Here is a 24,634-nt window from a genome sequence, read left to right as displayed (position 1 = left end):
CCTTGAACGGCATCCCGAACCCCCTCGCGCACAATGCGCAAAACTGTTCGCGATGTCCTCGCACACCTGTTCGCGATCTCCCCAGTCCAAACACCCTTGTGGGAGAAGGTGGATTGGCGCGCGGAGCCAAGACGGTTGAGGGGTGTTGGAAGAAATGAGGCGCTGATGATTCTGTCGCCGTGCGCCAGCTTCTCGACTTGGATGAGGGTGTTTCGCCAAGCTGGAACACCCCTCATCCGACCGAGCTTCGCTCGGCCACCTTCTCCCACAAACAAGGGGAGAAGGGAAGAGCGGCATCTATAACCTCACAGGTAATGGAAATGCGATCGCTGCCGGCATAGTGTGCCGCCATGACAGCAACCCAGAGTTCCGCCGGCAGCCTCATTCGCGAATGGCGCACGCGCCGGCGCATGAGCCAACTCGATCTCGCCATGGAAGCCGAAATCTCGCAACGGCATCTGAGCTTCGTGGAAAGCGGCCGCGCGGCACCCTCGCGCGATATGGTGCTGCATCTGGCCGAGCAGCTGTCGATCCCACTGAGGCAACGCAATCAGCTCCTGCTGGCCGCAGGCTTTGCCCCCAGCTTCAGCGAGCGTTCGCTCACCGATGCTTCACTGGCGCCGGCGATGGCTGCCGTCGAGGTCGTGCTCAAGGGGCACGAACCCTTCCCGGCGCTCGCTGTCGACCGGCACTGGAACCTGGTATCGGCGAATGCGGCCATCGGCCCGTTCCTTGCCGACGTCGCCGAGCCCTCCTTGCTGAAGCCCCCGGTCAACGTGCTGCGACTCAGCCTACACCCAGGTGGCGTCGCGCCGCGCATCATCAACCTGGCCGAATGGCGCGCGCATCTTCTTGACCGGTTGAAACACCAGAACGACGCTTCAGGCGACCCGGTTCTGGTCGAATTGGAACGCGAGCTTCGGACCTATCCGTCCGGCCTGAACGGCACGCGGCCGGTACCGGTCGAGCCGAACGCGATCGTGCACCCGCTGCGGCTTGCCCATGGCGATGCTGTGCTGTCGTTCATCAGCACCATCACCGTGTTCGGCACGCCGCTCGACGTGACGCTGTCGGAACTGGCGATCGAATCCTTTTTCCCCGCCGATGAGCAGACAAGGACCGTGCTGGTGCGATTGGCGAAGGAGCGGGCCGAGCCGTCCTGATCATCCTTGCGGCGGCGTCGCCTGGCGGGTGCGGGCACGTTCGAGGCCAAGCTGGCGCTCGCGCCAGATGATGAAGATGCCCGCGGCAACGACGATCGTGCCGCCGACAAGCATGTGAACCGTCGGGACGTCGCCGAAGGCGAGATAGCCGACGGCTATGCCAAGCAGCATCGACGTGTATTCGAAGGGCGCCACGACCGAGGCCTCGGCATGGCGATAGGCTGCCGTCATCAGAATCTGAGCGAGCCCGCCGCAAAAGCCCGCAGCTATGAGAAGACCCGCCTGCGCCGGTGTCAGCGCCTGCCAGCCGAACGGCAGCGAAAGCAACGCCAGGACGCTCGCCGTCACCGAAAACCACAGCACGATGGTTGCCGTCGGTTCGCTCTGGACGAGATTGCGCACCAGCAGCATGGCGACGGCCGAGATCGCTGCCGCGACCAAAGCGGCGATGACGCCGAGCACCTCCTGATCGCCGAGTGCTGCGCCCGAACCAAGCAGCGTCAGTTCCGGCCACGAGATGACCAGCACGCCGACCAGTCCCACCGCAACCGCGCTCCAGCGATAGACGCGAATCGCTTCGCCGAGGAAGATCGAACTGAACACCACCACCAGCAGCGGCTGTGCGTAGTTCAGCGTGATCGCCTCGGGAAGCGGCAGCCGTGTCAGCGCAAAGAAGCCGAGTCCCATGGCGCAGACGCCGACAACGCCGCGCGCAATGTGGTTGAGCGGGCGCTTGGTCGAAAACGCCGTGCCAAGCTTTCCCTGGAAGGCCAGGAAGACGACGATCGGAAAGATGGCGAAGAAGGAGCGGAAGAACACGATCTGGCCAGCCGGCACCGTGCCCGCCGCCTTGATGCAGGACGACATGCCGACAAAAACCGCCACCGACACGATCTTGAGCATGATCCCGGTCAGCGTGTTGTGCCCGTCGGGATGATCTGTCGGGCTCACTTAGCAATTGCTTCCTGGATCGCCGCCCAGATGCGCGCTGGCGTTGCCGGCATGTCGATATGCCTGATGCCGTAGGCGCGATAGAGCGCATCCGTCACCGCATTGAGCGCGGCAGGAGTCGCTCCGATCGTGCCGGCCTCGCCGGCGCCCTTGATGCCGAGCGCATTGGTGGTCGATGGCACATTGCGGGTCTCGAAATGGAAGAACGGTAAATCGTCGGCGCGCGGCATGGCATAGTCCATGAAGCTCGCCGTCAACAGCTGCCCGTCCTCGTCATAGACCGTGTTCTCGGTCAGCGCCTGGCCGATGCCCTGGACGACGCCGCCATGCACTTGGCCGGCCAGCAGGATCGGATTCACGGTGACGCCGAAATCGTCGACGATCGTATAGCGAACAATCTCCGTCGTGCCGGTGTCGGGATCGATCTCGACCTCGCAGATGTGGGTGCCGTTCGGATAGGTGCATTCGTCCTGCACGAACTCGCCAAAGCCTTTGAGATCGTCCGGGTTCTTGGCGGCCTTGGCGATGCTCGAAAAATCGATGGTGCGGTCGGTGCCGACGATGCGGGCAACGCCGTTGGACAATTCGATGTCGCCGGCCGAGGCTTCCAGCTCATCCGCGGCGATACGCTTGATCTTGTTGGCCAGATCCTCGCCCGCGCGAGAAGCTGATACGCCACCAAGGGGAATGGAGCGCGAGCCGCCGGTGCCGCCGCCGGCCTTCAACTCGTCGGTGTCGCCCTGGCGGACATGGATCTTGTCGATGTCGAGATGTAGCTTTTCCGAGAGGAACTGCGCATAGGCGGTCGCATGCCCCTGCCCGTTGGTCTGGGTGCCGATCTTCAGCGTCACGGTGCCGTCGCCGTTCAACTCGACAAAGGCCGGCTCAGAGCCCGGAAAGGCACAGGCCTCGATATAGGTCGCCATACCGATGCCGCGGATCTTTCCTTCAGCCTTCGACTGCGCCAGCCGCTCCGGGAACGCCTGCCATTCCGCCTCCTCGATGGCGCGGTTCATATGGCCTTCGAATTCGCCGGTGTCGTAGAGACGGCCGGTCTGCGTGCGGTAAGGGAACTGCTCAGGCTTGACGAAATTGCGCCGGCGAATCTCCTCGACGGGAAGGCCCAGATCGTGAGCGCAGGCGTCGACGAGCTTTTCCAGCAGGAATGCCGCTTCCGGGCGGCCGGCGCCGCGATAGGCGTCGACCGGGCAGGTGTTGGTGTAGAGGCCGGTCACCGAAACATCGAGCGCCTGGATGTCGTAGACGCCGGTCGACATGGTGACGCCGATATAGGGGATAAATGGGCCGTATTGCGAGACATAGGCGCCGATATTGGCGAGCAGATCGACCTTCATGCCGAGGAAGCGGCCGTCCTTGTCCATCGCCATCTCGGCGGTCACGACATTGTCGCGGCCTTGCGCATCGGTAAGGAAGTGCTCGGTGCGGTCGCCGGCCCATTTCACCGGGCGGCCAAGGCGCCTGGCGGCCTCAAGGACCAGCGGATGTTCGCGATAGACGAAGCTTTTCGGCCCGAAGCCGCCGCCGACATCCGGCGTGATGACGCGCAGCTGGTTCTTTTTGATCTTGAACACGTCGGCCAGGATGTACTGCATCGAATGCACACCCTGCGAGCCCGTGGTCAGCACGAAGCGGTTGTCTTTCGTGTTCCATTCGCCGATCGCCGAGCGCGGCTCAATGTAGTTGCAGACCAGCCGGTTGTTGATGAATTCGATGCGGGTGACATGCGCCGCCCTGGCGAATGCCACCGCGGTCTTCGCCTTGTCGCCGATGTGGTAGCTGAAGGCACGGTTGGAGCCGAGTTCCGGCCACACCAGCTGCGTGCCTTCGTCAAGCGCGGTGGCGGTGCCGGACGCGGCAACCTCGCCCTCGTAATCGACCTCGATCAGTTCGGCGGCGTCCTGCGCCAGTGTGCGGCTGTCGGCGACGACGAAGGCGACCGCGTCGCCGACATAATTGACCCGGTCGCGGCAAAGGACCGGAATATCGCGGGTCGGTGCCTTGGTGCCGTCCGGCTGCCTCTGCATGACGCCGGATTTCAGCTTGCCGAGATGAGCAATATCCGCACCGGTCAGCACCAGATGGACGCCAGGTGCCGCCTTGGCCGCCTCGGTCGAACCGATGGTGAAGCTTGCCTTGGCCACCGGTGAGCGCAGAACGTAGCCGTGCAGAAGGCCGGCCGGCTGGATGTCGTCCGTGTAGCGACCGAGACCCTTGATGAAGGCCTGGTCCTCGTAACGCAGCACAGAGGCGCCCATGCCGAATTTCGGTGTGACGACGGTCAACGTATACCTCGCGATGATGATTGGAAAACGAGTGCCTGAAATAGGCGCTGCGCCAGTTTTGTCGAGTGACGGTTTCGTGTAAAGAGCGCGGGCTTCAAATTTCTTGGACCAGCGGACTCACCTGCCGCTGCGGGAATCGACAGGACACCCCACGGAATGCGCACGGACACCGGCCAGGTCTTCAGGCTCGAAGACTATCGCCCCACCGACTATCTCATACCGGAAACCAGCCTGACTTTCCGCCTGTCGCCAGAAGCCACGCGCGTCGTCGCCGTGCTGACGGTTGAACGCCGCGACGGCATCGCGGCGTCAGTGCCGCTGGTGCTGGACGGCGATGGCCTGACGCTCAGCCGCATCGCAATCGACGGCCGGACACTCGCGCCGGCAGATTTTTTTGCCACGCCCGATCAGCTGACGATCACCACGCCGCCCGCAGCACCCCGTTTCCAGCTCCTGATCGAAACCGAGCTGGCGCCGGCACACAACGAAACCCTGATGGGCCTCTATCGCTCCAGCAACGTCTATTGCACGCAATGCGAGGCCGAGGGCTTTCGGCGCATCACCTATTTTCTCGACCGCCCCGATATCCTGTCCGTCTATACGGTGCGCATCGAGGCGCCGCAGCACGAGGCGCCACTGCTCCTTTCCAACGGCAACCCGGCGGGCAGCGGCGAACTTGCCGACGGCTGGCACTATGCGGTCTGGCACGACCCCTTCCCCAAGCCGTCCTATCTGTTCGCCCTGGTGGCGGGCGCTCTCGGCAAGGTCGCGGACAGCTTCGTCACGTTGTCCGGCCGCAAGGTCGAGCTCGGCATCTATGTCGAGCCGGGCAAAGAGCGGCTCGCCGGCTACGCCATGGACGCCCTGAAACGGTCGATGAAATGGGACGAGGAGGCGTTCGGCCGCGAATACGACCTCGACGTCTTCAACATCGTCGCCGTGTCCGACTTCAACATGGGCGCGATGGAGAACAAGGGCCTCAACATCTTCAACGACAAATATGTGCTGGCTGATCAGGAGACTGCAACGGACGCCGATTTCGCCAATATCGAGGCGATCATCGCGCATGAGTATTTCCACAATTGGACTGGCAACAGAATCACTTGCCGCGACTGGTTCCAGCTTTGCCTGAAGGAAGGGCTGACGGTTTTCCGCGATCACGAATTCTCCGCCGACCAACGCTCGCGAGCGGTGAAACGCATTGCCGAAGTGCGCACGCTGCGGGCGCATCAGTTTCCCGAAGACCAGGGACCGCTGGCGCATCCGGTGCGACCGCGCCGCTACCGCGAGATCAACAATTTCTACACGGCCACGGTCTACGAAAAGGGCTCGGAAGTGGTGCGCATGATCCGCACCATTCTCGGCAGCGAGACGTTCCGGGCCGGCATGGATCTCTATTTCGAGCGCCACGACGGCGAGGCTGCGACGATCGAGGACTTCATCAAGGTGTTCGAGGATATGTCCGGCCGCGACCTCTCGCAATTTTCGCTCTGGTACCATCAGGCGGGCACGCCCAATCTGACGATCAGTTCGACGTACAATCCGGCAGCCCAGGAATTCATGCTCGAGATCGAGCAGTCGGTGCCGCCAACGCCGTCCGAAAGCCGCAAGCGGCTGATGCATATTCCGCTGGCCTTTAGCCTGGTCGGCGCCGACGGCAAAGCGATAGCCTATAGCGGCGTCGAGGGCGCCAGCGTCGAGGACGGCGTCATCCATATCCGCAAGCGCCGGCACATGGTGCGCTTCTCGGGCGTTGGCGAGCGCCCGGCGATGTCGCTCAATCGCGGCTTCTCGGCGCCGGTGACGCTTTCCGTCGAGCAGAAGGCCGACGATCAGTTCTTCCTTGCCGGCCATGACAACGATACGTTCTCGCGCTGGCAGGCGTTCAACACGCTTTTGACCGAGGCGCTGATATCAGCCTTCCGCCAGGTCCTTGACGGCAAGCAGCCCGGTTTCGCATCACGGCTGACTGGGCTTGCCGGCAAAATAGCCGGCGACGAGACACTCGAACCGGCCTATCGGGCGCTGGCTCTGGCGCTTCCGGGCGAAGCCGATATCGCCCGCGACATCGGCAAGAACATCGATCCCGATGCCATTTTCTCGGCCCGCGAGCCGCTGACGGCCGCGATCGCCGAGGCCAACCGCGAGATATTCTCCGACCTCTACGATCGATTGGCCGACAAGGACGGTTTCAGTCCGGATGCGGCGAGCGCCGGGCGCCGGGCGCTGCGCAACACCTTGCTCGACTATCTCTCGCTGCTGCCGGGAGGTGCGGCGCTTGCGGCCCGGCATTTCCAGTCCGCGACCAACATGACGGACCGTGCCGCCGCACTGACCGTGCTTGCGCTCCGCCACCGCGGTTCGCCCGAGACGGTCAAGGCGCTGGCCGACTTCGAAGCGAAATATGCCACCGATCCGCTGGTGATGGACAAATGGTTCCAGATCCAGGCCAGCGTGCCGGGCCCGCAAACCATTCATGCGGTGCGCGCCCTCACCGGCCACCCGGCCTTCTCGATGGCCAATCCGAACCGGGTGCGCTCGCTCGTTGGCACGTTTTCCAGCGCCAACCAGACCGGCTTCCATCGCGCCGACGGCGAAGGCTACCGGTTTTTCGTCGAAACGGTCCTGCAGGTCGAAAAGCGCAACCCGCAGCTGGCCGCCAGGCTGGCGACGGCACTCAGATCATGGCGCTCGCTCGAACCTGCCCGGCAGGCCAAAGCAAGGGAAGCGCTGCTTTCGATTGCCAAAACCGAGAACCTGTCGACCGATTTGCGGGACATCGTCGAGCGCACGCTGGCGTAAGGTATGTCGATATTCAGGTGATGCCGGCCTGCGAACGGCGGTTTTCTGCGCTTCCGGTGCTCACGTACCCAAAAGTACGCTCCGCTCCTGTTCTCGGAATCCACCATTCTCGGCGCGACCTGACCTGAATCTCAACACACCTTTGAAGGTTGCCGCCCGGCATCGGGCGGAAAAGCCATTATTTTAGTCGATTTTTAATCTTTTTTCGCCGCGCCTATGGACAAGCCGAATCACCTTTGATTCTTTAGCTGAAGATTCGGAAGTGCGGCGTCGCCGGATCGTCAAGCAGATTTAAAATCGGGGAGAGCCATTTATGGCGAAGGCGGACGCGTGGGGCGCGCCCGGAGGGACGGGTTTTGAGCAGCGTGAGACGAGAAGCGATGGTCTCGCCGGCAACGCGCGGCTCATCGCCGAACCCGCCTACCGACGGCTTCTGGCAGCCGAGCCATTGTTGCGTCGATCGATACCGGCCCTCATCATCATTTTCCTGGTCGTCATCGCGGCGCTGCGGTTCCTGTCGCTGATGAACGAACGTGACGACGTGGAACGCGACGCCAAGGCGATCCTTTCGCTCGCGGCGGGCCAGCTCGCCAGTTCGATGAGCACCGATGCGAAGATGGCCTCAACGCCTGGCGCGACGCAGGACCTGTTGGAGGGCATCAGCCGTCAGGGCGCCATGGGCCGAAGCCACGTGCTTGCGGTCACCGATAGCGCGTTCAAGATCGTCGCCGTGACACCGCAATCGACGGACTGGGAAGGGCGGTCGCTCGACGTCATCGCCCAGGGCGGTCAGCCGCTGTTCATGTTCGGCGACCGCGCCGGGGTGATGGAGGTAAGCATCGGCGGCAAAGACTGGTATGCCGCGGTGAGCCTGACAAATGCCAGGAACGGTGCTGCCGCAGCGCTCGTACCGCAGGAAGCGGTCTTCGACACGTGGCGCAAGACCGTTTCGCTCAACGTCACGCTGTTCGTGCTGACAGCCGGCGTGCTGATCGTCATCCTCTACGCCTATTTCGGCCAGGCGGCGCGCGCCCAGGCCGCCGACCGCATTTATCTCGAAGCGCACCAGCGCATCGATATGGCGCTGGTGCGCGGCCGCTGCGGCCTGTGGGACTGGGACATGGTGCGCGGCAAGATGTACTGGTCGCGCTCGATGTACGATATGCTGGGCTATGAGCCCTGCGACACAATGCTGTCGTTCGGCGAGGTCGACGAGATCATCCATCCCGAGGACGGCGACCTGTTCCAGCTCGCCAACAGGATCGTCGCACGCGAGATCGATCACATCGACCAGGTGTTCCGGATGCGCCATGCCGATGGACAATGGGTGTGGATGCGCGCAAGGGCGCAGGTGATCGACCCGGAAGCGCCGGAGATCCAGCTGATCGGCATCGCCGTTGATGTCACCGAGCAGCGGCACCTGGCGCTACGCTCCGAGGCCGCGGATCTTCGCCTGCGAACGGCCATCGAAAACATCAACGAATCCTTCGTGCTCTGGGATTCCGCCCAGCGCCTGATCATGTGCAATTCCAAATACCAGCAGGACAACGGCCTGTCGGACCGCGACGTGATGCCGGGCGCCTCGCGCGCCGTTCTGGAAGATCGCATGCTTGCCTTCGCCTCAGAGCGCCGGCTTGCCAACACCAACGGGCAGCAAGGCGGCGTAACCTTCGAGCGGCAGCTTGCCGATGGCCGCTGGCTGCAGGTGAACGAATTGCGGACCAGGGACGGCGGCACCGTCTCGGTCGGCTCCGACATCACCCAGATCAAGCTGCACCAGGAGAAGCTGGTCGACAGCGAGCGCCGGCTGATGGCGACGATCCACGATCTCAGCCTTGCGCGCCGGGCTGAGGAAGAGCGGTCGCGCGAACTGGTCGAGCTCAATCACAAATACATGAAGGAAACCGAGCGCGCCGAGGCCGCGAACCGGGCCAAATCCGAGTTCCTGGCCAACATGTCGCATGAATTGCGCACGCCGCTCAACGCGATCATCGGCTTCTCGGAGCTGATGGAACAGGCGCTGTTCGGGCCGTTGGGTTCGCCGCGCTACGAGGAATACGCTACCGACATCAACGGCAGCGGCAAATATCTTCTGGGCGTCATCAACGACATCCTCGACATGTCGAAGATCGAGGCCGGCCAGTTCTCGATGGATCAGGAGGAAATCGACCTCTGCCCGCTGATGCGGGAAACGGTGCGCGTCATCTCGCTGCAGGCAGCGGAAAAGTCGATCACCGTCGAAACACGCATCCCCGATTCGCTGACGCTGTTCGCCGACCGCCGGGCGATCAAGCAGATCATCATCAACCTGCTGTCGAACGCGGTGAAATTCACCGGCCAGGGCGGCCGCATCGCGGTAAGGGCCCGCAACACGTCCAGCGCTCTGGTCCTGACGATCGAAGACAATGGCTGCGGCATCCCGAAGGAAGCGCTGAGCAAGCTCGGGCGGCCGTTCGAACAGGTGCAGAACCAGTTTTCCAAGAGCCATGCCGGTTCCGGCCTTGGCCTTGCCATCTCACGCTCGTTGGCCGAACTTCAGGGCGGCGCCTTGAAAATCCGCTCCACCGAAGGCACCGGCACGATCGTGTCGGTGCGCATTCCGATCAAGAAGCCGACGCAGCCGGTCAGGGCCGCCGCCTGACCTCTGTTGTCGTGAAGCGGTTGCAACTCTCGGAAACGCCGTGGGGCAGCGCCCCCGATGCAATTCAAAGCAGCCGTTTGGTGTTGCGACGTCATGACCGTTTCGCACGAAGCAAAAGGTCGAAATCCTTTCTGACCTTTTGCGACGTCTCCTTGAGGTGCGCTTCCAGCACAGCGAAATCCGGCAGGTCGGTGACCGCCAGAAGCAGATCCAAAAGCCCCGGCGGAACATCGTCGCGTTCGAACACCCCGGTGAGGCAGAGCCGCGTCATCTGGGTCAGCGCCAGATAAAGCGCATAGGCATCGCAAAGCTCCTGCCTGACCTGGGCCTCGGCGAAATCCGGCGCCAGCCTCGACAGGGCTTCCGCTGTCCCGGTGACCCGGCGGCCGGCTTCGAGCTTTCCCGTGATCACCGCCACCTGCGCGATGAATTCGAGGTCGATGAGACCGCCCGGGATCAGCTTGATGTCCCAGAGATCGCGCGACGGCTTCTCCTTCTCGATCATCGCGCGCATCTCGGCCGCCTCGGCCATCACCTTGGCGCTGTCGCGCGGCAGGGCAAGCACCGCCGCCACCTCGGCCTCGACCTCGGTGCACAGCGCCTGATCGCCACCGATCGCGCGGGCCCTGGACAGCGCCATATGCTCCCACGTCCAGGCGTCCTTGCGCTGATACTTCTTGAAGGCATCGACATGGGTGGCCACCGGCCCCTTGTTGCCGGACGGCCGCAAGCGAAGGTCGAGCTCGTAGAGAACGCCCTCGGCGGTCGGCGCGGACACGGCTGATATCAGCCGCTGCGTCATCCTGGAGTAATAGTGGGATGGGGGGAGCGGCTTGTCGCCGTCGGATTCTTCGGCATCCGCATCGTGATCATAAAGCAGGATGAGGTCGACGTCTGAGCCGGCCGTCAGTTCGCGGCTGCCGAGCTTGCCCATGCCGAGCAGCGCAACGGTGCCGCCGGCGATGCGACCGTGACGCAGCGCGAACTCGGCGATGACCGCCCGCAGCGCCGCGTCGATGGTGAGATCGGCCAGATCGGAAAAGGCACGGCCGGCGCGGGCCGGGTCAATCGAGCCGGCAAGCAGCCTGACACCGATCAGGAATTTCTGCTCGGACGCAAAGATGCGCAAGCGGTCGAGCACGTCCTCATAGGCCCTGTCCCCCTCGAGGAAGGCGGCGAGACGGCCGGACAGATAGGCGCGATCCGGCAGCTCGGTCAAAAGGGCCGGATCCAACAGGCCATCGAACACGTGCGGCCGGCGCGTGATGATAGCGGCCAGCCGTGGGGCCGCGCCCATGATCGTCGCCAGCAGCTTCAGCAGAGCCGGATTGGACTGGAGCAGCGAGAAGAGCTGGATGCCGGCGGGCAGGCCGGCAAGGAATTCGTCGAAGCGTATCAACGCCTCGTCCGCCCGGCGCGTCTGACCGAAGGATTGCAGCAGCGCCGGCGTCAGTTCGGTCAACCGCTCGCGCGCCTCGGCCGACTGGGTGACGCGATAGCGGCCGAAGTGCCAGCCGCGGATGACGCGGCAGATGTCGCTCGCCCGCTGGAACCCCAATCTCTGCAGGGTCTGCAACGTATCGGGGTCATCGACATCGCCGGTAAAGACCAGATTGCCGATGCCCGCCGAAAGCTCGGGCGCAGTTTCGAAGAGTGCTGCGTAGTGGCGTTCGACCTGGTGGAGTGCGGCGCGGAACGCCTCGGCAAAGGCCGCCGCATCGGCAAAGCCCAGAATGCGGGCAATGCGTTCGAGCTCTTCGTCATCCTCCGGCAGTACATGGATCTGCTCATCGGCGACCATCTGGAGAGCATGCTCGACGCGGCGCAGGAACCAGTATTGCCGGGCGAGCGCGTCGCGCGCATCGGCCGTGATCCAGCCGCGTGCCGCAAGCTGGCCAAGCATCGGCACGGTCACGCGGCCGCGCAGCTCGGGGAAGCGGCCGCCGGCGATGAGCTGCTGGGTCTGGACGAAAAATTCGATCTCGCGAATGCCGCCGCGGCCGAGCTTGACGTTGTGGCCCTTCACCGCGATCTCACCAAGACCCTTGTGGGCGTGGATCTGGCGCTTGATCGAATGGACGTCGGCGATCGCCGCATAGTCCATGTATTTGCGCCAGATGTAGGGCTGGAGATCCTTCAGGAACGCAGCACCGGCGGCGAGATCGCCGGCCACCGGACGCGCCTTGATCATGGCGGCGCGCTCCCAGTTCTGGCCGCGCGCCTCGTAGTAGCGCAGTGCCGCCTCGACCGGGATCGCCAGCGGCGTAGAACCGGGATCGGGACGAAGCCTGAGGTCGGTGCGGAAAACATAGCCGTGTTCGGTGCGATCCTGGAGAATGCGGACCAGCCGGCGCGTCAGGCGCGAAAACAGCTCCGTCGCATCGAGCGGGTCGACGACGGCAGACGCCTGCGGGTCGAAGAAAACGACGAGGTCGATGTCGGAGGAGAAGTTCAGCTCATGGGCGCCCAGCTTGCCCATGCCGAGCAGGATCCAGCCCGACCGGCGCGCCGGATCCTCGAGGTCCGGCAGTTTGAGCTTGCCTTGTCCGTGCGCGTCGCGAAGCAGGAAGTCGACGGCAGCGCGGGTGCAGGCGTCGGCAAGATCGCTCAGCCGCTGTACTGTGACTGCTGTTTCAGCCTCGCCTGCAAGGTCGGCCAGCGCGATCAGGACATGCGCTTCCGCTTTCCATTGCCGCAGCTCCATCATCAGGCTGTTTTCGGAGATGGCTTCCGCCCGCGCAGCCTTGTCGATGGAGGCGCCGATCGACGCCAGCCGGGCCACGACGGTCTCATCGAAAAGCGCATCCACGATCTGCGGGCGGCGGCGTACTGTGTCGCGGAGAAATGGCGACAGGTCGAACACTGCGGCGAGGAAATCCTGGACGGCGCCCTTGCCGGTGAGAAATTTCGCGAGCCGGGCAAGCCCGTCTTCCTGCGCAGCGGAAGCGATTTCCGACAATTCCCGCCTGGCGCGGTTCCGATCCAGGGGGACGAGCTTTGTCGCCGGATTCAGAAGCCAGTTGGTCTGTTCCGCAGCCGCCCTCACCGCCATCAGCGATCCTCCCGTTCGGGAAAACTCATGACGACGGACAATCCGGGATCGGCGGGCAGAAGATCAAGCCGTCCGTTGTGGAATGTCATGATTGCGTTGGCAAGGCTGAGGCCCAGACCGGAGCCCGGCTGCGAGCGGCTCTTCTCCAGGCGCACGAAACGCTCGGTCGCCCTGGCGCGATCGGCATCGTCGGGAATGCCCTGGCCGTTGTCTGTGACGGAAAGCCTAATTTCGCTACCGACGCGATCGAGCGTCACGCGGACGATCGGCTTGGATGTCGAATCGGTCGAATATTTGATCGCGTTGTCGACGATGTTCGATAGCGCCTGGCCGATCAGCTCGCGATTGCCTTCAACGGCGAAGGCATCCTGCACCGAGGTCTCGAGTGTCACTCCCACCTCCTCCGCCACCGGCTCGTAGAGCTCGACGACATCGCGCACGGACGCAGCCAGATCGACCCGGCTGGTGCTTTCTGAGGAATAGCCCGCCTCCAGCCTGGAGATCATCAGGATGGCGTTGAAGGTCTTTATCAGCTGGTCGGACTCGGCGATCGTCGCTTCCAGCGCCTGGCGGTAGTCGGTAGCGCTGTGCTTGCCGGAAAGCGTCGCTTCGGCACGGTTGCGCAGCCTGGTCAGCGGTGTCTTCAGATCATGGGCGATGTTGTCGGAGACCTGCTTTAGCCCTTCATTCAGCGTGGCGATCCTGGCCAGCATGGAATTGAGATTTTCGGAAAGCCGATCGAACTCGTCGCCGGCGCCGGTGACCGGTAGCCGGCCGGAAAGGTCGCCGCCCATGATGCGGCGACTGGCCTCCGACACCGAGTCGATGCGCTTCAGCGCCGCGCGGCCGACGAAGAACCAGATCAGGAACCCGCCGAGCGCCATCATGCCGAGCGCCAGCATCAAAGCGCGGCGGATGACGGCGCGGAACCGCTCCGGCTCGCCAAGGTCGCGGCCGACGAGCATGATCATCTGGTTCGGCAGGCGCAGCACCAAGGCAATGGCGTTGTGGCCCTTCTCGCCTTCGACCTGGACTTCGCTCTGGCTGGGTTCGTTCGGGTCGGCGACCGGGTTGCGCTGCCGCTCGAGCTCGCCCTCGCCGAAGCGTCGGTAGGAAAACGGCGCCGTCGTCCAGCCCTCGGCCTCGAGAACGCCGGGCTCCAGGCTCTGCACGTTTCCGGTTAGGATCTGGCCGTTGGTGTCGGCGATCAAATAGAGATTGGCGCCGGGCTGGCGGGAGCGCTGCTCGACCACGCGGACCAGCAGCGGCAAGCCGCCGCGCTGGTAGGCCCGGGCGAGGCCGAGCACTTCGTCGTTGATAGTCTCCTGCGTCTGGCCGGTCAGCATGCGTGCCGACAGCGAGGTCATGTAGAAGACGAGCAGCACCGCACAGATGGCGAACAGCAGGAGATAGAGCGCCGAAAGCCGCGCTGCCGTCGTCTTCATGATGGCCGGCATGGAGAGAGCCATGCTACCCGCTCTTGAGCATATAGCCGGCGCCACGAACCGTGTGCAGGATCGGCTTGTCGAAGCCCTTCTCGATCTTGCCGCGCAGCCGCGAGACGTGAACGTCGATGACGTTGGTCTGCGGATCGAAATGGTAGTCCCAGACATTTTCCAGCAGCATGGTGCGCGTCACCACCTGGCCTGCATGGCGCATCAGATATTCAAGCAGGCGGAACTCGCGCGGCTGCAGCGTGATCTCGCGCGCCGCGCGCCGCACCGAATGAGAGAGCCTGTCGAGTTCGAGATCGCCGACCCGGTAGACGGTTTCGGCTTCCTTGGCGCTGGCGCGACGGTTCAGCACCTCGACCCGGGCCAGAAGCTCGGAAAAGGCATAGGGCTTGGTCAGATAGTCGTCGCCGCCGGCGCGCAAGCCGGTGACCCGGTCGTCGACTTCGCCGAGCGCCGACAGGATCAGCACCGGCGTTGTATTGCCTCTGGATCTCAGACCGGCGATGACCGACAGGCCGTCGCGGCGCGGCAACATGCGGTCGACGACCATCACGTCATAGTCGCCGGAGTCAGCGAGCGCGAAGCCGGTTTCGCCGTCGCCGGCGACATGGGCGGTGTGGCCGGCCTCGGTAAAGGCTTTCTGGAGGTAATCGGCCGCCTCGCGATCGTCTTCTATGACGAGAATCTTCATGGGACCGTTATACGCGATTTCGCTGGAAGATTGAGTGGCCGGCATATGCATCGTGGCCTTCACCAGGGCGTATCGCGAACAAATTTGATTCAAGGATACGCAGTAAGTCTTTGTTTTGAAATGTCGTTGCCCCAGAGCCATCGGCACCCTCGGATCAAGCCCGAGGCTCATCCCAAAACCGCTTCACACTTCTGGGCGAGATGCTCTGTTGTTCGAGCATATCGTCATGCACTGTTCGAGCGGCAGCGGGCGATGGGAGCCCGCTGCCGCTGGGGCGGAACACGATGACTGACTAACGCATTCAAGCCCCGTGCTTTCCCCATGCGACGGCTCGGGGTGTTTGAAACCGCCGCACCGGAAAAGTCTGGAACGTCAGCCCTTGGCGACAGGCAGCGCGACGAAGCGGTTGCTGTCGTCGCGGGTGATCTGCATCAGCACCGCCTTGCGGCCCGATTTCACCGCATCGGCCATGGCCTCGGCGACGTCGTCGGTGCCATTGACCTCCGTCGAATTGACCGAGGTGATGACGTCGCCGGGCTGGATGCCGCGATCGGCGGCATCGCTATCGGGATCGACATCGGTCACCACAAGCCCTTTGCCCTCATCGGACCTGGTGACGGTGAGGCCGAGATCGGCCAGCGTATCGGCCTTTGGCGGAGCGGAAGGCTGCTGGTCGGCCGAAGCCTGCTTGTCGCTCAAAGGCAGCGTGCCGAGGTCAACCTTGACGGTCTCACTCTTGCCGTCACGCCACAGCGTGACGTCGACCGGCTTGCCGGGCTGGTAGGCGCCGATCAGACGAGCGAGTTCCTTCGGCGAAGCGACGTCCTTGCCGTCCACCTGAGTGATGACGTCACCAGCTGATATGCCGGCCTTCTTGCCGGGACCATCGTCTTGGGCGCTGGAAACGAGCGCGCCCTTATCGGACTTCAGCCCGAGCGATTCGGCGATTTCGGAGGTGACCGGCTGGATCTCGACGCCAAGCCAGCCGCGCTGGACGGTGCCGTCCTTCATCAGATCCTGCACGACCTGTTTGGCGGTCGAGGCGGGAATGTCGAAGGCAATGCCGACGCTGCCGCCGGACGGCGAGAAGATCGCGGTGTTGATGCCGACGACCTGGCCGTTGAGGTTGAAGGTCGGGCCGCCCGAATTGCCGCGGTTCACCGAGGCATCGATCTGGATGAAGTCATCATAGGGACCGGCGCCGATATCGCGGCCACGGGCCGAGACGATACCGGCGGTGACCGTGCCGCCGAGGCCGAACGGATTGCCGACGGCCACGACCCAGTCGCCGACGCGAACCTTTGAATCATCGGCGAAGTCGACATAGGTGAACTTGCCGTCGCCTTCGACCTTGAGCACCGCGAGGTCGGTGCGCGGATCCGTGCCGACCAGCTTGGCGTCGAGTTCCTTGCCGTCATACATCACCACAGTGAAGGACGAGCCGTCTCCGACGACATGGTTGTTGGTGACGAGGTAGCCATCCTCGGAGATGAAGAAACCGGACCCTTGGGCGACCGGCCGCGGCTGGCGGTCACGGCGTCCGAAACGCCGCATTCCATCCCGGCCATCCTGATCGCCAAAACCACGGAACTCCCTGAAGAAGCGGCGCAATTGCGGATCATCGGGAAGATTGCCGAAAGCGTCCGGCAGGTCGGAGCCGTCGTCGGCGGTCGATTCTATCTTGGCTTTGACACGGACACTGACGACCGCCGGCGAAACGCGCTCGACCACATCGGCGAAGCTGGGGACCTGCGGCGCCTCGACACGCACGGCCTCGGCCAGGACCGGGGCTGTCCCGGTGGCAACCGCGCCGAAGCCGATTGCGCCGGCAATGGCCACTGAAGCGGCGGCAGCCATCAGGCGTTTGCGGGTGCGGGGATATGAATTGGGGGCAATATTCATGGGTCTCGTATCCTCTTTCAAGGGATGCGCTTCGGTCGGCATCCTCGGGCAAGAGAAATAGGGGCGCGCACATTACGGCGCCATTTCCGGTGCATGAAACTTTTGTAATGTTTGCGGGCGGCGGCCGCCATCAGTCCCGGTGCAAAATAGTGTCCAGCTCTGCCTGTTCCTCGGCGGTCAAAGTATTGGTTGCCGTCGAACGGCGCGACCGGGCAGTCAGCACGATGAAAATCCCACCGACAAGCAGCAGAAACACCGGCGTACCCCACAACAGCGCATTGCGCAGGCTGAAGCGCGGCTTCAACAGCACGAACTCGCCGTAGCGGGAAACGATATAGTCGATCACCTGCCGGTCGGTGTCGCCGGCGACGAGGCGCTGGCGAACCAGCACGCGCAGGTCGCGGGCAAGATCGGCATCGGATTCGTCGATCGACTGGTTCTGGCAAACCATGCAGCGCAGCTGCTCCGAAAGCGTCCGGGCCCGCGCCTCGAGCGCCGGGTCGGCCAGAACCTCGTCGGGCTTCACCGCAAGTGCGGCGCCGGCAAACAACAACGTCAGCAGCAGAATCAGCGAGGCCAGCGAAAATCTTGCGCTCATGGCAGGCTCGCGGAAGGCACGGCGCCTGCCGACTTGCGGCGGCGCGACGGTGCCCCGACGCGCAGCCGCCGGTCCATGAGCGACATCGCAGCACCTGCCATCATGACAAGGGCGCCGCCCCAGATCAGCGTCACCAGAGGCTTCCACCACAGCCGCACCACGACGGAGCCGTCGGTCGCCACGTCGCCAAGCGAGAGGTAGAGCTGGCTGAACCCGATCGTCTTGATACCGGACTCGGTCGTCGTCATCTGCCGGACGGGATAGGAGCGCTTGGACGAGGTGATTGCAGCGGCAGTGCGTCCATCGGCGCCGAACAGGGCGAAGCGGCCGCGATCCTCGCTATAGTTGGGCCCGTGGGCCGGATAGAGCCCTTCGAAACGCAGCGTGTGGCCGGACAGTTGCACGGTCTCGCCTGCACGCATCGACAAGATCTTCTCGGTGCCGAAGCAAAGCGTGCCGACGATGCCCAGCGTCGTCAGCCCGAGGCCGAGATGGGCGAGCGCGGTGCCGAAGACCGAACGCGGCAGGCCGGCGAAGCGCCTGAGCATGGTGCTGGGCGCCACAGCGCCAAAGCCGGACTTGACGGCAATATCGGTGAGCGCGCCGCAGATCAGCCAGACGGCCAGGCCGACGCCAAGTGCTGCGAACACCGACGCGCCATCGATGAACAAGGCCGTCACCAGCACGGCCAGAAGCGCTGCGGCGAAGGCCGCCATCAGCCGCTGGGCGACAGCGAAAATGTCGCCGCGCTTCCAGGCCAGCAGCGGCCCGAACGGGACCACGACGAGAAGCGGCACCATCAGCGGGCCGAACGTCATGTTAAAGAACGGCGCGCCGACCGAAATTTTGTCGGCTGAAACGGCCTCGACGGCCAGCGGATATAGCGTGCCGATCAGCACGGTGGCGGTGGCCGTGGTCAGGAACAGATTGTTGAGGACCAGCGCCCCCTCGCGCGAGATCGGATGAAACAGGCCGCCGGCCGTCAACCTCGAGGCGCGAAAGGCGAACAACGCCAGTGATCCGCCGATGAACAGTGTCAAGATACAGAGAATGAACACGCCGCGCGTCGGATCTGTGGCGAAGGCGTGGACGGAAGTGAGCACGCCGGAGCGCACCAGGAAGGTGCCGAGCAGCGACAGCGAGAAGGTCAGGATCGCCAGCAACAGCGTCCAGATCTTCAAGGCCGAGCGCTTTTCCATGACGATCGCCGAATGGAGCAGCGCGGTGCCGGCCAGCCAAGGCATGAAGGAGGCGTTCTCGACCGGATCCCAGAACCAGAAACCGCCCCAGCCAAGCTCGTAATAGGCCCAGTAGGAACCCATGGCGATGCCGCCGGTCAGGAACATCCAGGCGACCAGCGTCCATGGCCGCACCCAGCGCGCCCAGGACGCGTCGATGCGGCCTTCGATGAGGGCGGCGACCGAGAAGGAAAAGCAGATCGAGAAGCCGACATAGCCGAGATAGAGCAGCGGCGGATGGATGGCGAGGCCGAGATCCTGCAGGATCGGGTTGAGATCGCGGCCCTCGATCGGCGCCGGATTGAGCCTGGCGAACGGGTTGGACGTCGCCAGGATGAACAGGAAAAAGGTGGCGCCGATCGCGCCTTGCACGGCCAGCACATTGGCTCGAAGGGTCGCGGGAAGATTGCTGCCGAAAGCAGCGACGAGCGCGCCGAAGAAGGTCAGGATCAACACCCAGAGCAGCATCGAGCCCTCGTGATTGCCCCAAGTGCCGGTGATCTTGTAGATCAGCGGCTGCAGCGAATGCGAGTTGTCCCAGACGTTGGCCACCGAAAAGTCGGACGTTGCATAGGCTATCGCCAGCGCCGCGAAGGAGAGAGCGGTCAAGGCAAAGCCGGTCACTGCGACCGGACCGCCGACGGCCATCAACTTCTGGTTGTTGATACGCGCGCCGAACAGCGGCACCAGCGCCTGCACCAAAGACAGCGCGAACGCCAGGACCAGCGCGAAATGTCCGGTTTCAACCAAGGCCGTTACTCACTCTTGCTCTCCTGCCACACGCCCTTGGACTTGAGGCTCTCGGCCACCTCCTTGGGCATGTAGTTCTCGTCGTGCTTGGCCAGCACGCTGTCGGCGACGAAGACGCCGTCCGGGCGAAACGTGCCTTCAGTGATGACGCCCTGCTCCTCGCGGAAAAGGTCGGGAAGAATGCCGGTGTAGGTGACCTTGACCTGCTTCTGGTTGTCGGTCACCGAAAAGGCGACGGTGGCCCCCTCACCGCGCTCGATCGTACCTTTTTCGACGAGGCCGCCGAGTCTGATACGCTGCCCGGGCTGCAGGCTGGCGTTGGTCAGATCGGCGGGCATGTAGAAGTAGGAGGCCTTCTGGCCGAGCGCGTAGAAGGTCAGACCGGTGGCGGCACCGAGAAATGCCAACCCTCCGGCGATCACCGACAGTCTTTTCTGCTTGCGCGTCATGTTTTACTCCGTCGCCGTCAGGCCAAGCGAGACGGCAAAGGCGGTGAATTTCTTCGCTTCCTCACTATCGGAGCCAAAAACGGCGATACCGCGATTGAGCGCATCGCGTGCCTGATCGGCCTTGCCCAGCACGACATAGGAACGAATAAGCTGCATCCATCCTTCCGCATCGCGCGGGTTTTGCCGAAGTCTTTCATCAAGTCCCGCGACCATGGTGTCGATCATCGCTTCCCTGTCCTGCGGCGACATCGACGAGGATGCATCGACATCCCCGGCGTCCGGGCCTTTTGCAGGCACTCCCGAAGCGACGCTCTGTCTGGCGGATTCGGCCAGTGCTTGCTCGACGGCGGCGCGCCAGGCTGAGTCCTGCGGCAAGGCCGCGAGCATTTTCTGCCAGCCAGCTGTCGCCTCCTCAATGCGGCCTTCCTGCGCCATGCCCATCGCCAGATAAAAGCTGGCCTTCGGATTTGCCGGATCGAGCTTCAGCGCCGCCTCGAAGGCGGCCTGAGCGTCGGCCGAGACAATACCGCCCGCTGCGCTGGCGATCGCCTCGCCGAGGCCGGCCTGGCGGGCAGCGCTGTCGCCGTCGAGGCGAATGGCGTTGCGGTACGCCGTCACCGCGTCGGAAAACCGCTGCATGCGCAGATAGACCGGCGCCAGAACGTCCCAACCCCTGCCGTCGGACGGATTGGCGGCAAGGTGGGCCTCGGCGCGTGCCACCAGTTCGTCCACCGAACTGTCGGCGGGATTCTTGGCCAGTCGCTCGCTGAGCGGCTGCGACGGCAGCTCGGGCGAGCCGAGCTGGCTGTACAAACCCCAACTGACCAGCGGAACCGCCAGGACCGCGGCCGTCGCAACCAATCTGGTCGCCATCGACGGCTGCCGCGCCGCTGCCTTGTCGGCGGCATTGTCCAGGCGAAGGATGCGGCGGGCGATCTCCGCACGCGCCTCTTCGGCCTCCGCCGGCTGGATCAGGCCACGCGCCACGTCCCGGTCAAGCTCGGACAACTGGTCGCGATAGACTTCAAGGTCATGATCGCTGCTAGCCGAGCCACCCTTCGGGCCGCCGGCCAGCGGCAGCAGAACCGTCAGGCTTGCACCCAGCGTGAGAATGGCAGCTATGACCCAGAACAGCATGCTTCTTCCAATAACGGCAGAGCCCTGCCCTGCCAACACAGGCGTCCTGCGACGCTTTGACGGCAGATGCGTCGCTTGTCCTTGATTAATGTCAACCGGACCTAAAGCGCGTCGCGTTCGACCGGCCTCATGCGACGCGCTTCAGGCTGTTGTTTTCATGCATGTCGTTATCGCAAAACCGCTACACACTTTTACGCGACATGCATTATCCGGCCGGTCGTTACGTCAGTGGCGTCCAGCTGCCATCGGCGTTGCGGCAAGCGGTTCCGCGCGCGGTGGCGCCGGCAGCGCCGGTAAAGACCGTATGCGTGTATTGCCGGCAGTCCTGCGAGCCGACACGATAGGGCTGGGCGGGCACGACTTCGCCGTAATGCGCCGACCGATCGCTCTTCCATGTCACCTTGTGGCCGCTCGCCGTGTACTCGAGCGCCCTGTATTCCGCTTCCAGCGCCTTTCGCTTTTCCGGATCGCTCAAGCCGGTACCGATGGATCCGCTGACGAGGCCGCCCCCCATGGCGGAAATGATCGTCGTCGCGATCTTGCCGTCACTTGGCGGCGTGGCGGCCGGCTGCGGCGCCACCGTGGGGCCAGAGCTCTTGCCCAGCGTCGTGCAGCCGGAAACGGCCAGCAGTGCGGAAACGAGCGCGACGCGAATCTTCATGCCAACAACCGGTTTTCTTGAGTTAGAGCTGGGCCGCGCCATCGGGGGAGTCGGCGTGGCCATAGTGTCGATGTGGCCGACGGCTCCGGGACCAGTCGACATGCCGCAATATCACGCACCGTCGATCAATGTCGACTGGCCCAGCAAAAGCATAAGTCTAGTGAAGGCTCCGCAATCGAACCACCGCCTTCAACCCGCCCATGCTCGACCGTTCCAGAGCCAGAACGCCTCCATACTCGTTGACCAGGTCGGCGACAATGGCAAGTCCAAGCCCGGTCCCCGGCTTTGTCTCGTCGAGCCGCCGTCCGCGCTTCAGCGCCTCGCGCGCCTTCTCTTCGGGAATGCCCGGGCCGTCATCTTCGATGCTGATCTCGAATAGATCGACAGCACCCTCCTTGCCGACGCCACTCTTCTTGCCGGAGATTGGCGCCACCGACACGGCGACAGCGCTCTTTGCCCATTTCATGGCGTTGTCGAGCAGATTGCCAAGCAATTCTTCCAAATCCTCGCGTTCGCCGGCAAAGACGATATCGACTGCCGGCAGCGAAAGCGAGAGAGCGGTCTGCGGGTTGAGTTTTTGCAGCACGCGCACCATGCGCTGGACCAGCGGCGCCACCGGCGTGCGGTAGACGACGCTGTCGCGTTGTGCCGCAACGCGGGCGCGCTGCAGATAATGGTCAACCTGCTTCTGCATAGAGGCGGCCTGCTCGGCTATGAGCTGGCCCTTGGCGCCGCCGAGCGCCCGCCCCTCATTGATCAGCACCGCCAGCGGCGTCTTCAGCGAATGGGCGAGGTTGCCGACCTGCGTCCGCGAGCGCTCGACAATACGCTTGTTGTTTTCGATCAGCGCGTTGGTCTCGTTGGCGAGCGGCTCGATCTCGGCCGGGAAGCGACCGTCGAGCCTTTGCGCGGTTCCTTCGCGCACCATGGCGAGAGCGTTCCTGACCCGGCGCAATGGCTGCAGGCCCAACAGGATCGCGATGGCGTTGATGGCGATCATGCCGACGCCGAACAGGGAAAGATAGGTCAGCAGGCGACGCTGGAAGGCGCCTATCTCCTGCTCGAGCTCGGTCTTGTTGCCCATGACACGGAAGCGCGCTGCGCGATTTTTCGCGTCGAGAACGAATTCGCTCTCGAACACTTCCAGTTCCTCGCCATCGATGCCTTCTGTCGCATAGCTGCGCTGGAAGCTGGCATTGAAAGGAACCTCGGCGACGCTTGGCGACAGGATCGCCTTGGTCATCGAGGAGGAGTGCAGCTCACCGCGCACGCCTTCCGACGCAGGCTCCACCGACCAGTACCAGCCGGAATTCGGCTCCGAGAACCGAAGATCGCCAAGGTCGGGAGCGCCGGTCAGCGAACCGCCTTCGGACACGCCGACCGAGCCGATCAGATTGAACAGATGCGCCGACAACAAGCTGTCGAAACCGCGCTCGCTCGCCTGGCGATAGAGGGTCGTGATCAGCGTGAAGATGACAATCAGAGTGAGTATCGCCCAGACCGTGGAAAAGGCGATCACCCGGAACGCCAGCGAACGCGGCCAGAACCGCAGTGAAAGCGGCGTTCTTGCAGTCTGTTTGAGCGGTTCCGCCTTACGCCTCCGGCTCACGCATTCGATAGCCCATGCCGCGAACGGTTTCTATCATGTCGATGCCCATCTTCTTGCGAAGCCGCCCGACAAAGACCTCGATTGTGTTGGAATCGCGGTCGAAATCCTGATCGTAGAGATGCTCGACCAACTCGGTCCGGGACACGACCTCGCCCATATGGTGCATCAAATAGGCAAGCAGGCGAAATTCGTGCGACGTCAACTTGAGCGGCACGCCGTCGACATCGGCCTTGGAGGCCTTGGTGTCGAGCCGCAGCGGCCCGCATGTCAGCTCGGACGACGCATGGCCGGCCGCGCGCCGGATGAGCGCCCGAACCCTGGCCAGCACCTCTTCGATGTGGAACGGCTTGGTGACATAATCGTCGGCGCCGGCGTCGATGCCGGATACCTTGTCGCTCCAGCGATCGCGCGCCGTCAGAATTAGGACCGGCATCTTGCGGCCGCCGCGCCGCCAGCGCTCGACCACGCTGATGCCGTCCATCTGCGGCAAGCCAATGTCGAGCACCACGGCATCATAGGGTTCGGTATCGCCGAGGAAATGCCCGTCCTCACCGTCGAAAGCCCGGTCGACGACATAGCCGGCATCGACCAGCGCGTCTGATATCTGCCGGTTGAGATCCTTGTCATCTTCGACAACGAGTACGCGCATGCGGGGATCATACCTGTTGAAGATCTGGCCTGTTGAAGAACTGCCCTGTTGAAGAGTTGCCCTGTTGAGAAGCTGGGCGTGAGATATAGGCCGATTCCAGCGCCTGGGAAACGGGAGGGATCAGTTCAGCGGAACGACGATCTCGGTGCGGCGCGGACGCTGCCCGTCCTTGCCCGGGACCAGCACGACGATGACGCAGACCGGCTGGCCACCGCGCGTCGACTGCGACGCCTTGGCCAGCGTGCCGCCATTCTGCTCGGCAACCTGCTGACCGATCGCGTAGCAGTCGGAGGAAGCCAGGATGATCGGCCGGTTCTGCTCGGGCACGACGACCGGCAGCGCCGTCGCCTGCGACGCAAACAGACCGGCAGCGCAGAGCGCCAATGTCGCGGTTCGGAAATGGGAGTGAAGCGTTTTCATGATCAGCGTCCTAACGCATCGGTGCTGAACGTGAAATGAACAGTGAACGCCTGCAACACATGCCTATCTCACCCCCTGAAACGCGAGACAACCAACCTTATGATTTTGGCCGCCCCAACCCGGCAAATTCATCCAAGCGCCAGTCTAGACTGTGTTGCAGCCAG

At 63.6% G+C, this 24,634-nt stretch carries 17 protein-coding genes; 3 read left to right on the top strand and 14 right to left on the bottom strand.

Translation table 11 applies throughout. The features are described 5' to 3' along the window. The first annotated feature begins 350 nt into the window (after positions 1-350). Positions 351-1,163, top strand: coding sequence for a helix-turn-helix domain-containing protein (locus AC0L14_RS10315; protein ID WP_473529344.1), 813 nt, complete (start codon positions 351-353; stop codon positions 1,161-1,163). Here AC0L14_RS10315 and AC0L14_RS10310 read toward each other — a convergent pair whose 3' ends face one another. Together AC0L14_RS10310 and AC0L14_RS10305 are read right to left on the bottom strand one after the other, a co-directional pair. Continuing rightward, complete coding sequence (locus AC0L14_RS10310; protein ID WP_473489728.1) at positions 1,164-2,066, bottom strand: DMT family transporter; 903 nt, start codon at positions 2,064-2,066, stop codon at positions 1,164-1,166. Positions 2,067-2,110: 44 nt separating this feature from the next. After that, positions 2,111-4,417, bottom strand: coding sequence for a xanthine dehydrogenase family protein molybdopterin-binding subunit (locus AC0L14_RS10305; RefSeq protein WP_473529345.1), 2,307 nt, complete (start codon positions 4,415-4,417; stop codon positions 2,111-2,113). A 156-nt stretch (positions 4,418-4,573) separates the two neighbouring features. Here AC0L14_RS10305 and pepN point away from each other — a divergent pair, with 156 nt between their 5' ends. Both pepN and AC0L14_RS10295 read left to right on the top strand, forming a co-directional pair. Continuing rightward, complete coding sequence (pepN, locus tag AC0L14_RS10300) at positions 4,574-7,219, top strand: aminopeptidase N (RefSeq protein WP_473749369.1); 2,646 nt, start codon at positions 4,574-4,576, stop codon at positions 7,217-7,219. A gap of 313 nt (positions 7,220-7,532) precedes the next feature. Beyond that, on the top strand, positions 7,533-9,860 hold the full coding sequence (locus AC0L14_RS10295) for a PAS domain-containing sensor histidine kinase (RefSeq protein WP_473749368.1): 2,328 nt from the start codon (positions 7,533-7,535) through the stop codon (positions 9,858-9,860). Positions 9,861-9,951: 91 nt separating this feature from the next. Here the strand turns inward: AC0L14_RS10295 and AC0L14_RS10290 are convergent, their stop codons facing one another. The 12 genes from AC0L14_RS10290 to AC0L14_RS10235 form a co-directional block, all read right to left on the bottom strand. Next, the gene (locus tag AC0L14_RS10290; RefSeq protein ID WP_473637345.1) at positions 9,952-12,912 is read right to left on the bottom strand and encodes a bifunctional [glutamine synthetase] adenylyltransferase/[glutamine synthetase]-adenylyl-L-tyrosine phosphorylase; all 2,961 of its coding nucleotides are present in this window, start codon (positions 12,910-12,912) and stop codon (positions 9,952-9,954) included. Further along, positions 12,912-14,381, bottom strand: a complete 1,470-nt coding sequence (locus tag AC0L14_RS10285) for a sensor histidine kinase (RefSeq protein WP_473489722.1) — start codon at positions 14,379-14,381, stop codon at positions 12,912-12,914. Before AC0L14_RS10285 ends, AC0L14_RS10290 begins: the two co-directional genes overlap by 1 nt. A 1-nt stretch (position 14,382) precedes the next feature. Further along, positions 14,383-15,057 carry a response regulator transcription factor gene (locus AC0L14_RS10280; protein ID WP_123149880.1) on the bottom strand — a complete coding sequence of 225 codons (675 nt, stop codon included), beginning with the start codon at positions 15,055-15,057 and terminating at the stop codon, positions 14,383-14,385. Positions 15,058-15,429: 372 nt separating this feature from the next. Further along, the gene (locus AC0L14_RS10275; protein WP_473749366.1) at positions 15,430-16,959 is read right to left on the bottom strand and encodes a Do family serine endopeptidase; all 1,530 of its coding nucleotides are present in this window, start codon (positions 16,957-16,959) and stop codon (positions 15,430-15,432) included. A 130-nt stretch (positions 16,960-17,089) separates the two neighbouring features. After that, positions 17,090-17,557 carry a cytochrome c-type biogenesis protein gene (locus AC0L14_RS10270; RefSeq protein ID WP_473489720.1) on the bottom strand — a complete coding sequence of 156 codons (468 nt, stop codon included), beginning with the start codon at positions 17,555-17,557 and terminating at the stop codon, positions 17,090-17,092. Beyond that, complete coding sequence (locus AC0L14_RS10265; RefSeq protein ID WP_473489719.1) at positions 17,554-19,545, bottom strand: heme lyase CcmF/NrfE family subunit; 1,992 nt, start codon at positions 19,543-19,545, stop codon at positions 17,554-17,556. Before AC0L14_RS10265 ends, AC0L14_RS10270 begins: the two co-directional genes overlap by 4 nt. Positions 19,546-19,550: 5 nt before the next feature. Beyond that, positions 19,551-19,994 (bottom strand): cytochrome c maturation protein CcmE, encoded by a 444-nt coding sequence (gene ccmE, locus AC0L14_RS10260; RefSeq protein WP_473489718.1) that lies wholly within the window; start codon positions 19,992-19,994, stop codon positions 19,551-19,553. A 3-nt stretch (positions 19,995-19,997) separates the two neighbouring features. Beyond that, entirely contained in the window at positions 19,998-21,131 is a 1,134-nt protein-coding gene (ccmI, locus tag AC0L14_RS10255; RefSeq protein WP_473489717.1) for a c-type cytochrome biogenesis protein CcmI, read from the bottom strand. A gap of 220 nt (positions 21,132-21,351) precedes the next feature. Next, a complete protein-coding gene (locus tag AC0L14_RS10250; RefSeq protein WP_473489716.1) occupies positions 21,352-21,792 on the bottom strand; it encodes a hypothetical protein in 441 nt (146 codons plus the stop codon). A gap of 157 nt (positions 21,793-21,949) precedes the next feature. Beyond that, positions 21,950-23,401, bottom strand: a complete 1,452-nt coding sequence (locus AC0L14_RS10245; RefSeq protein WP_473637347.1) for an ATP-binding protein — start codon at positions 23,399-23,401, stop codon at positions 21,950-21,952. Further along, a complete protein-coding gene (locus tag AC0L14_RS10240) occupies positions 23,385-24,050 on the bottom strand; it encodes a response regulator transcription factor (protein WP_473637348.1) in 666 nt (221 codons plus the stop codon). The genes AC0L14_RS10245 and AC0L14_RS10240 overlap by 17 nt, the downstream gene beginning before the upstream one ends. Before the next feature lie 120 nt (positions 24,051-24,170). Then, a complete protein-coding gene (locus AC0L14_RS10235) occupies positions 24,171-24,470 on the bottom strand; it encodes a hypothetical protein (protein WP_473637349.1) in 300 nt (99 codons plus the stop codon). Positions 24,471-24,634 lie beyond the last annotated feature (164 nt).

Source organism: Mesorhizobium sp. WSM4841 (assembly GCF_055811515.1).
This window is presented reverse-complemented; position numbering and strand designations above follow the sequence as displayed.

Coding starts and splice junctions, on each gene's coding strand:
- AC0L14_RS10295 (WP_473749368.1), top strand. CDS start 7,533: ATGGCGAAGGCGGACGCGTGGGGCGCGCCCGGAGGGACGGGTTTTGAG.
- ccmI (WP_473489717.1), bottom strand. CDS start 21,131: ATGCTGTTCTGGGTCATAGCTGCCATTCTCACGCTGGGTGCAAGCCTG.
- AC0L14_RS10250 (WP_473489716.1), bottom strand. CDS start 21,792: ATGAAGATTCGCGTCGCGCTCGTTTCCGCACTGCTGGCCGTTTCCGGC.
- pepN (WP_473749369.1), top strand. CDS start 4,574: ATGCGCACGGACACCGGCCAGGTCTTCAGGCTCGAAGACTATCGCCCC.
- AC0L14_RS10280 (WP_123149880.1), bottom strand. CDS start 15,057: ATGAAGATTCTCGTCATAGAAGACGATCGCGAGGCGGCCGATTACCTC.
- AC0L14_RS10275 (WP_473749366.1), bottom strand. CDS start 16,959: ATGAATATTGCCCCCAATTCATATCCCCGCACCCGCAAACGCCTGATG.
- AC0L14_RS10285 (WP_473489722.1), bottom strand. CDS start 14,381: ATGGCTCTCTCCATGCCGGCCATCATGAAGACGACGGCAGCGCGGCTT.
- AC0L14_RS10235 (WP_473637349.1), bottom strand. CDS start 24,470: ATGAAAACGCTTCACTCCCATTTCCGAACCGCGACATTGGCGCTCTGC.
- AC0L14_RS10240 (WP_473637348.1), bottom strand. CDS start 24,050: ATGCGCGTACTCGTTGTCGAAGATGACAAGGATCTCAACCGGCAGATA.
- AC0L14_RS10270 (WP_473489720.1), bottom strand. CDS start 17,557: ATGAGCGCAAGATTTTCGCTGGCCTCGCTGATTCTGCTGCTGACGTTG.
- AC0L14_RS10315 (WP_473529344.1), top strand. CDS start 351: ATGACAGCAACCCAGAGTTCCGCCGGCAGCCTCATTCGCGAATGGCGC.
- AC0L14_RS10290 (WP_473637345.1), bottom strand. CDS start 12,912: ATGGCGGTGAGGGCGGCTGCGGAACAGACCAACTGGCTTCTGAATCCG.
- ccmE (WP_473489718.1), bottom strand. CDS start 19,994: ATGACGCGCAAGCAGAAAAGACTGTCGGTGATCGCCGGAGGGTTGGCA.
- AC0L14_RS10310 (WP_473489728.1), bottom strand. CDS start 2,066: ATGCTCAAGATCGTGTCGGTGGCGGTTTTTGTCGGCATGTCGTCCTGC.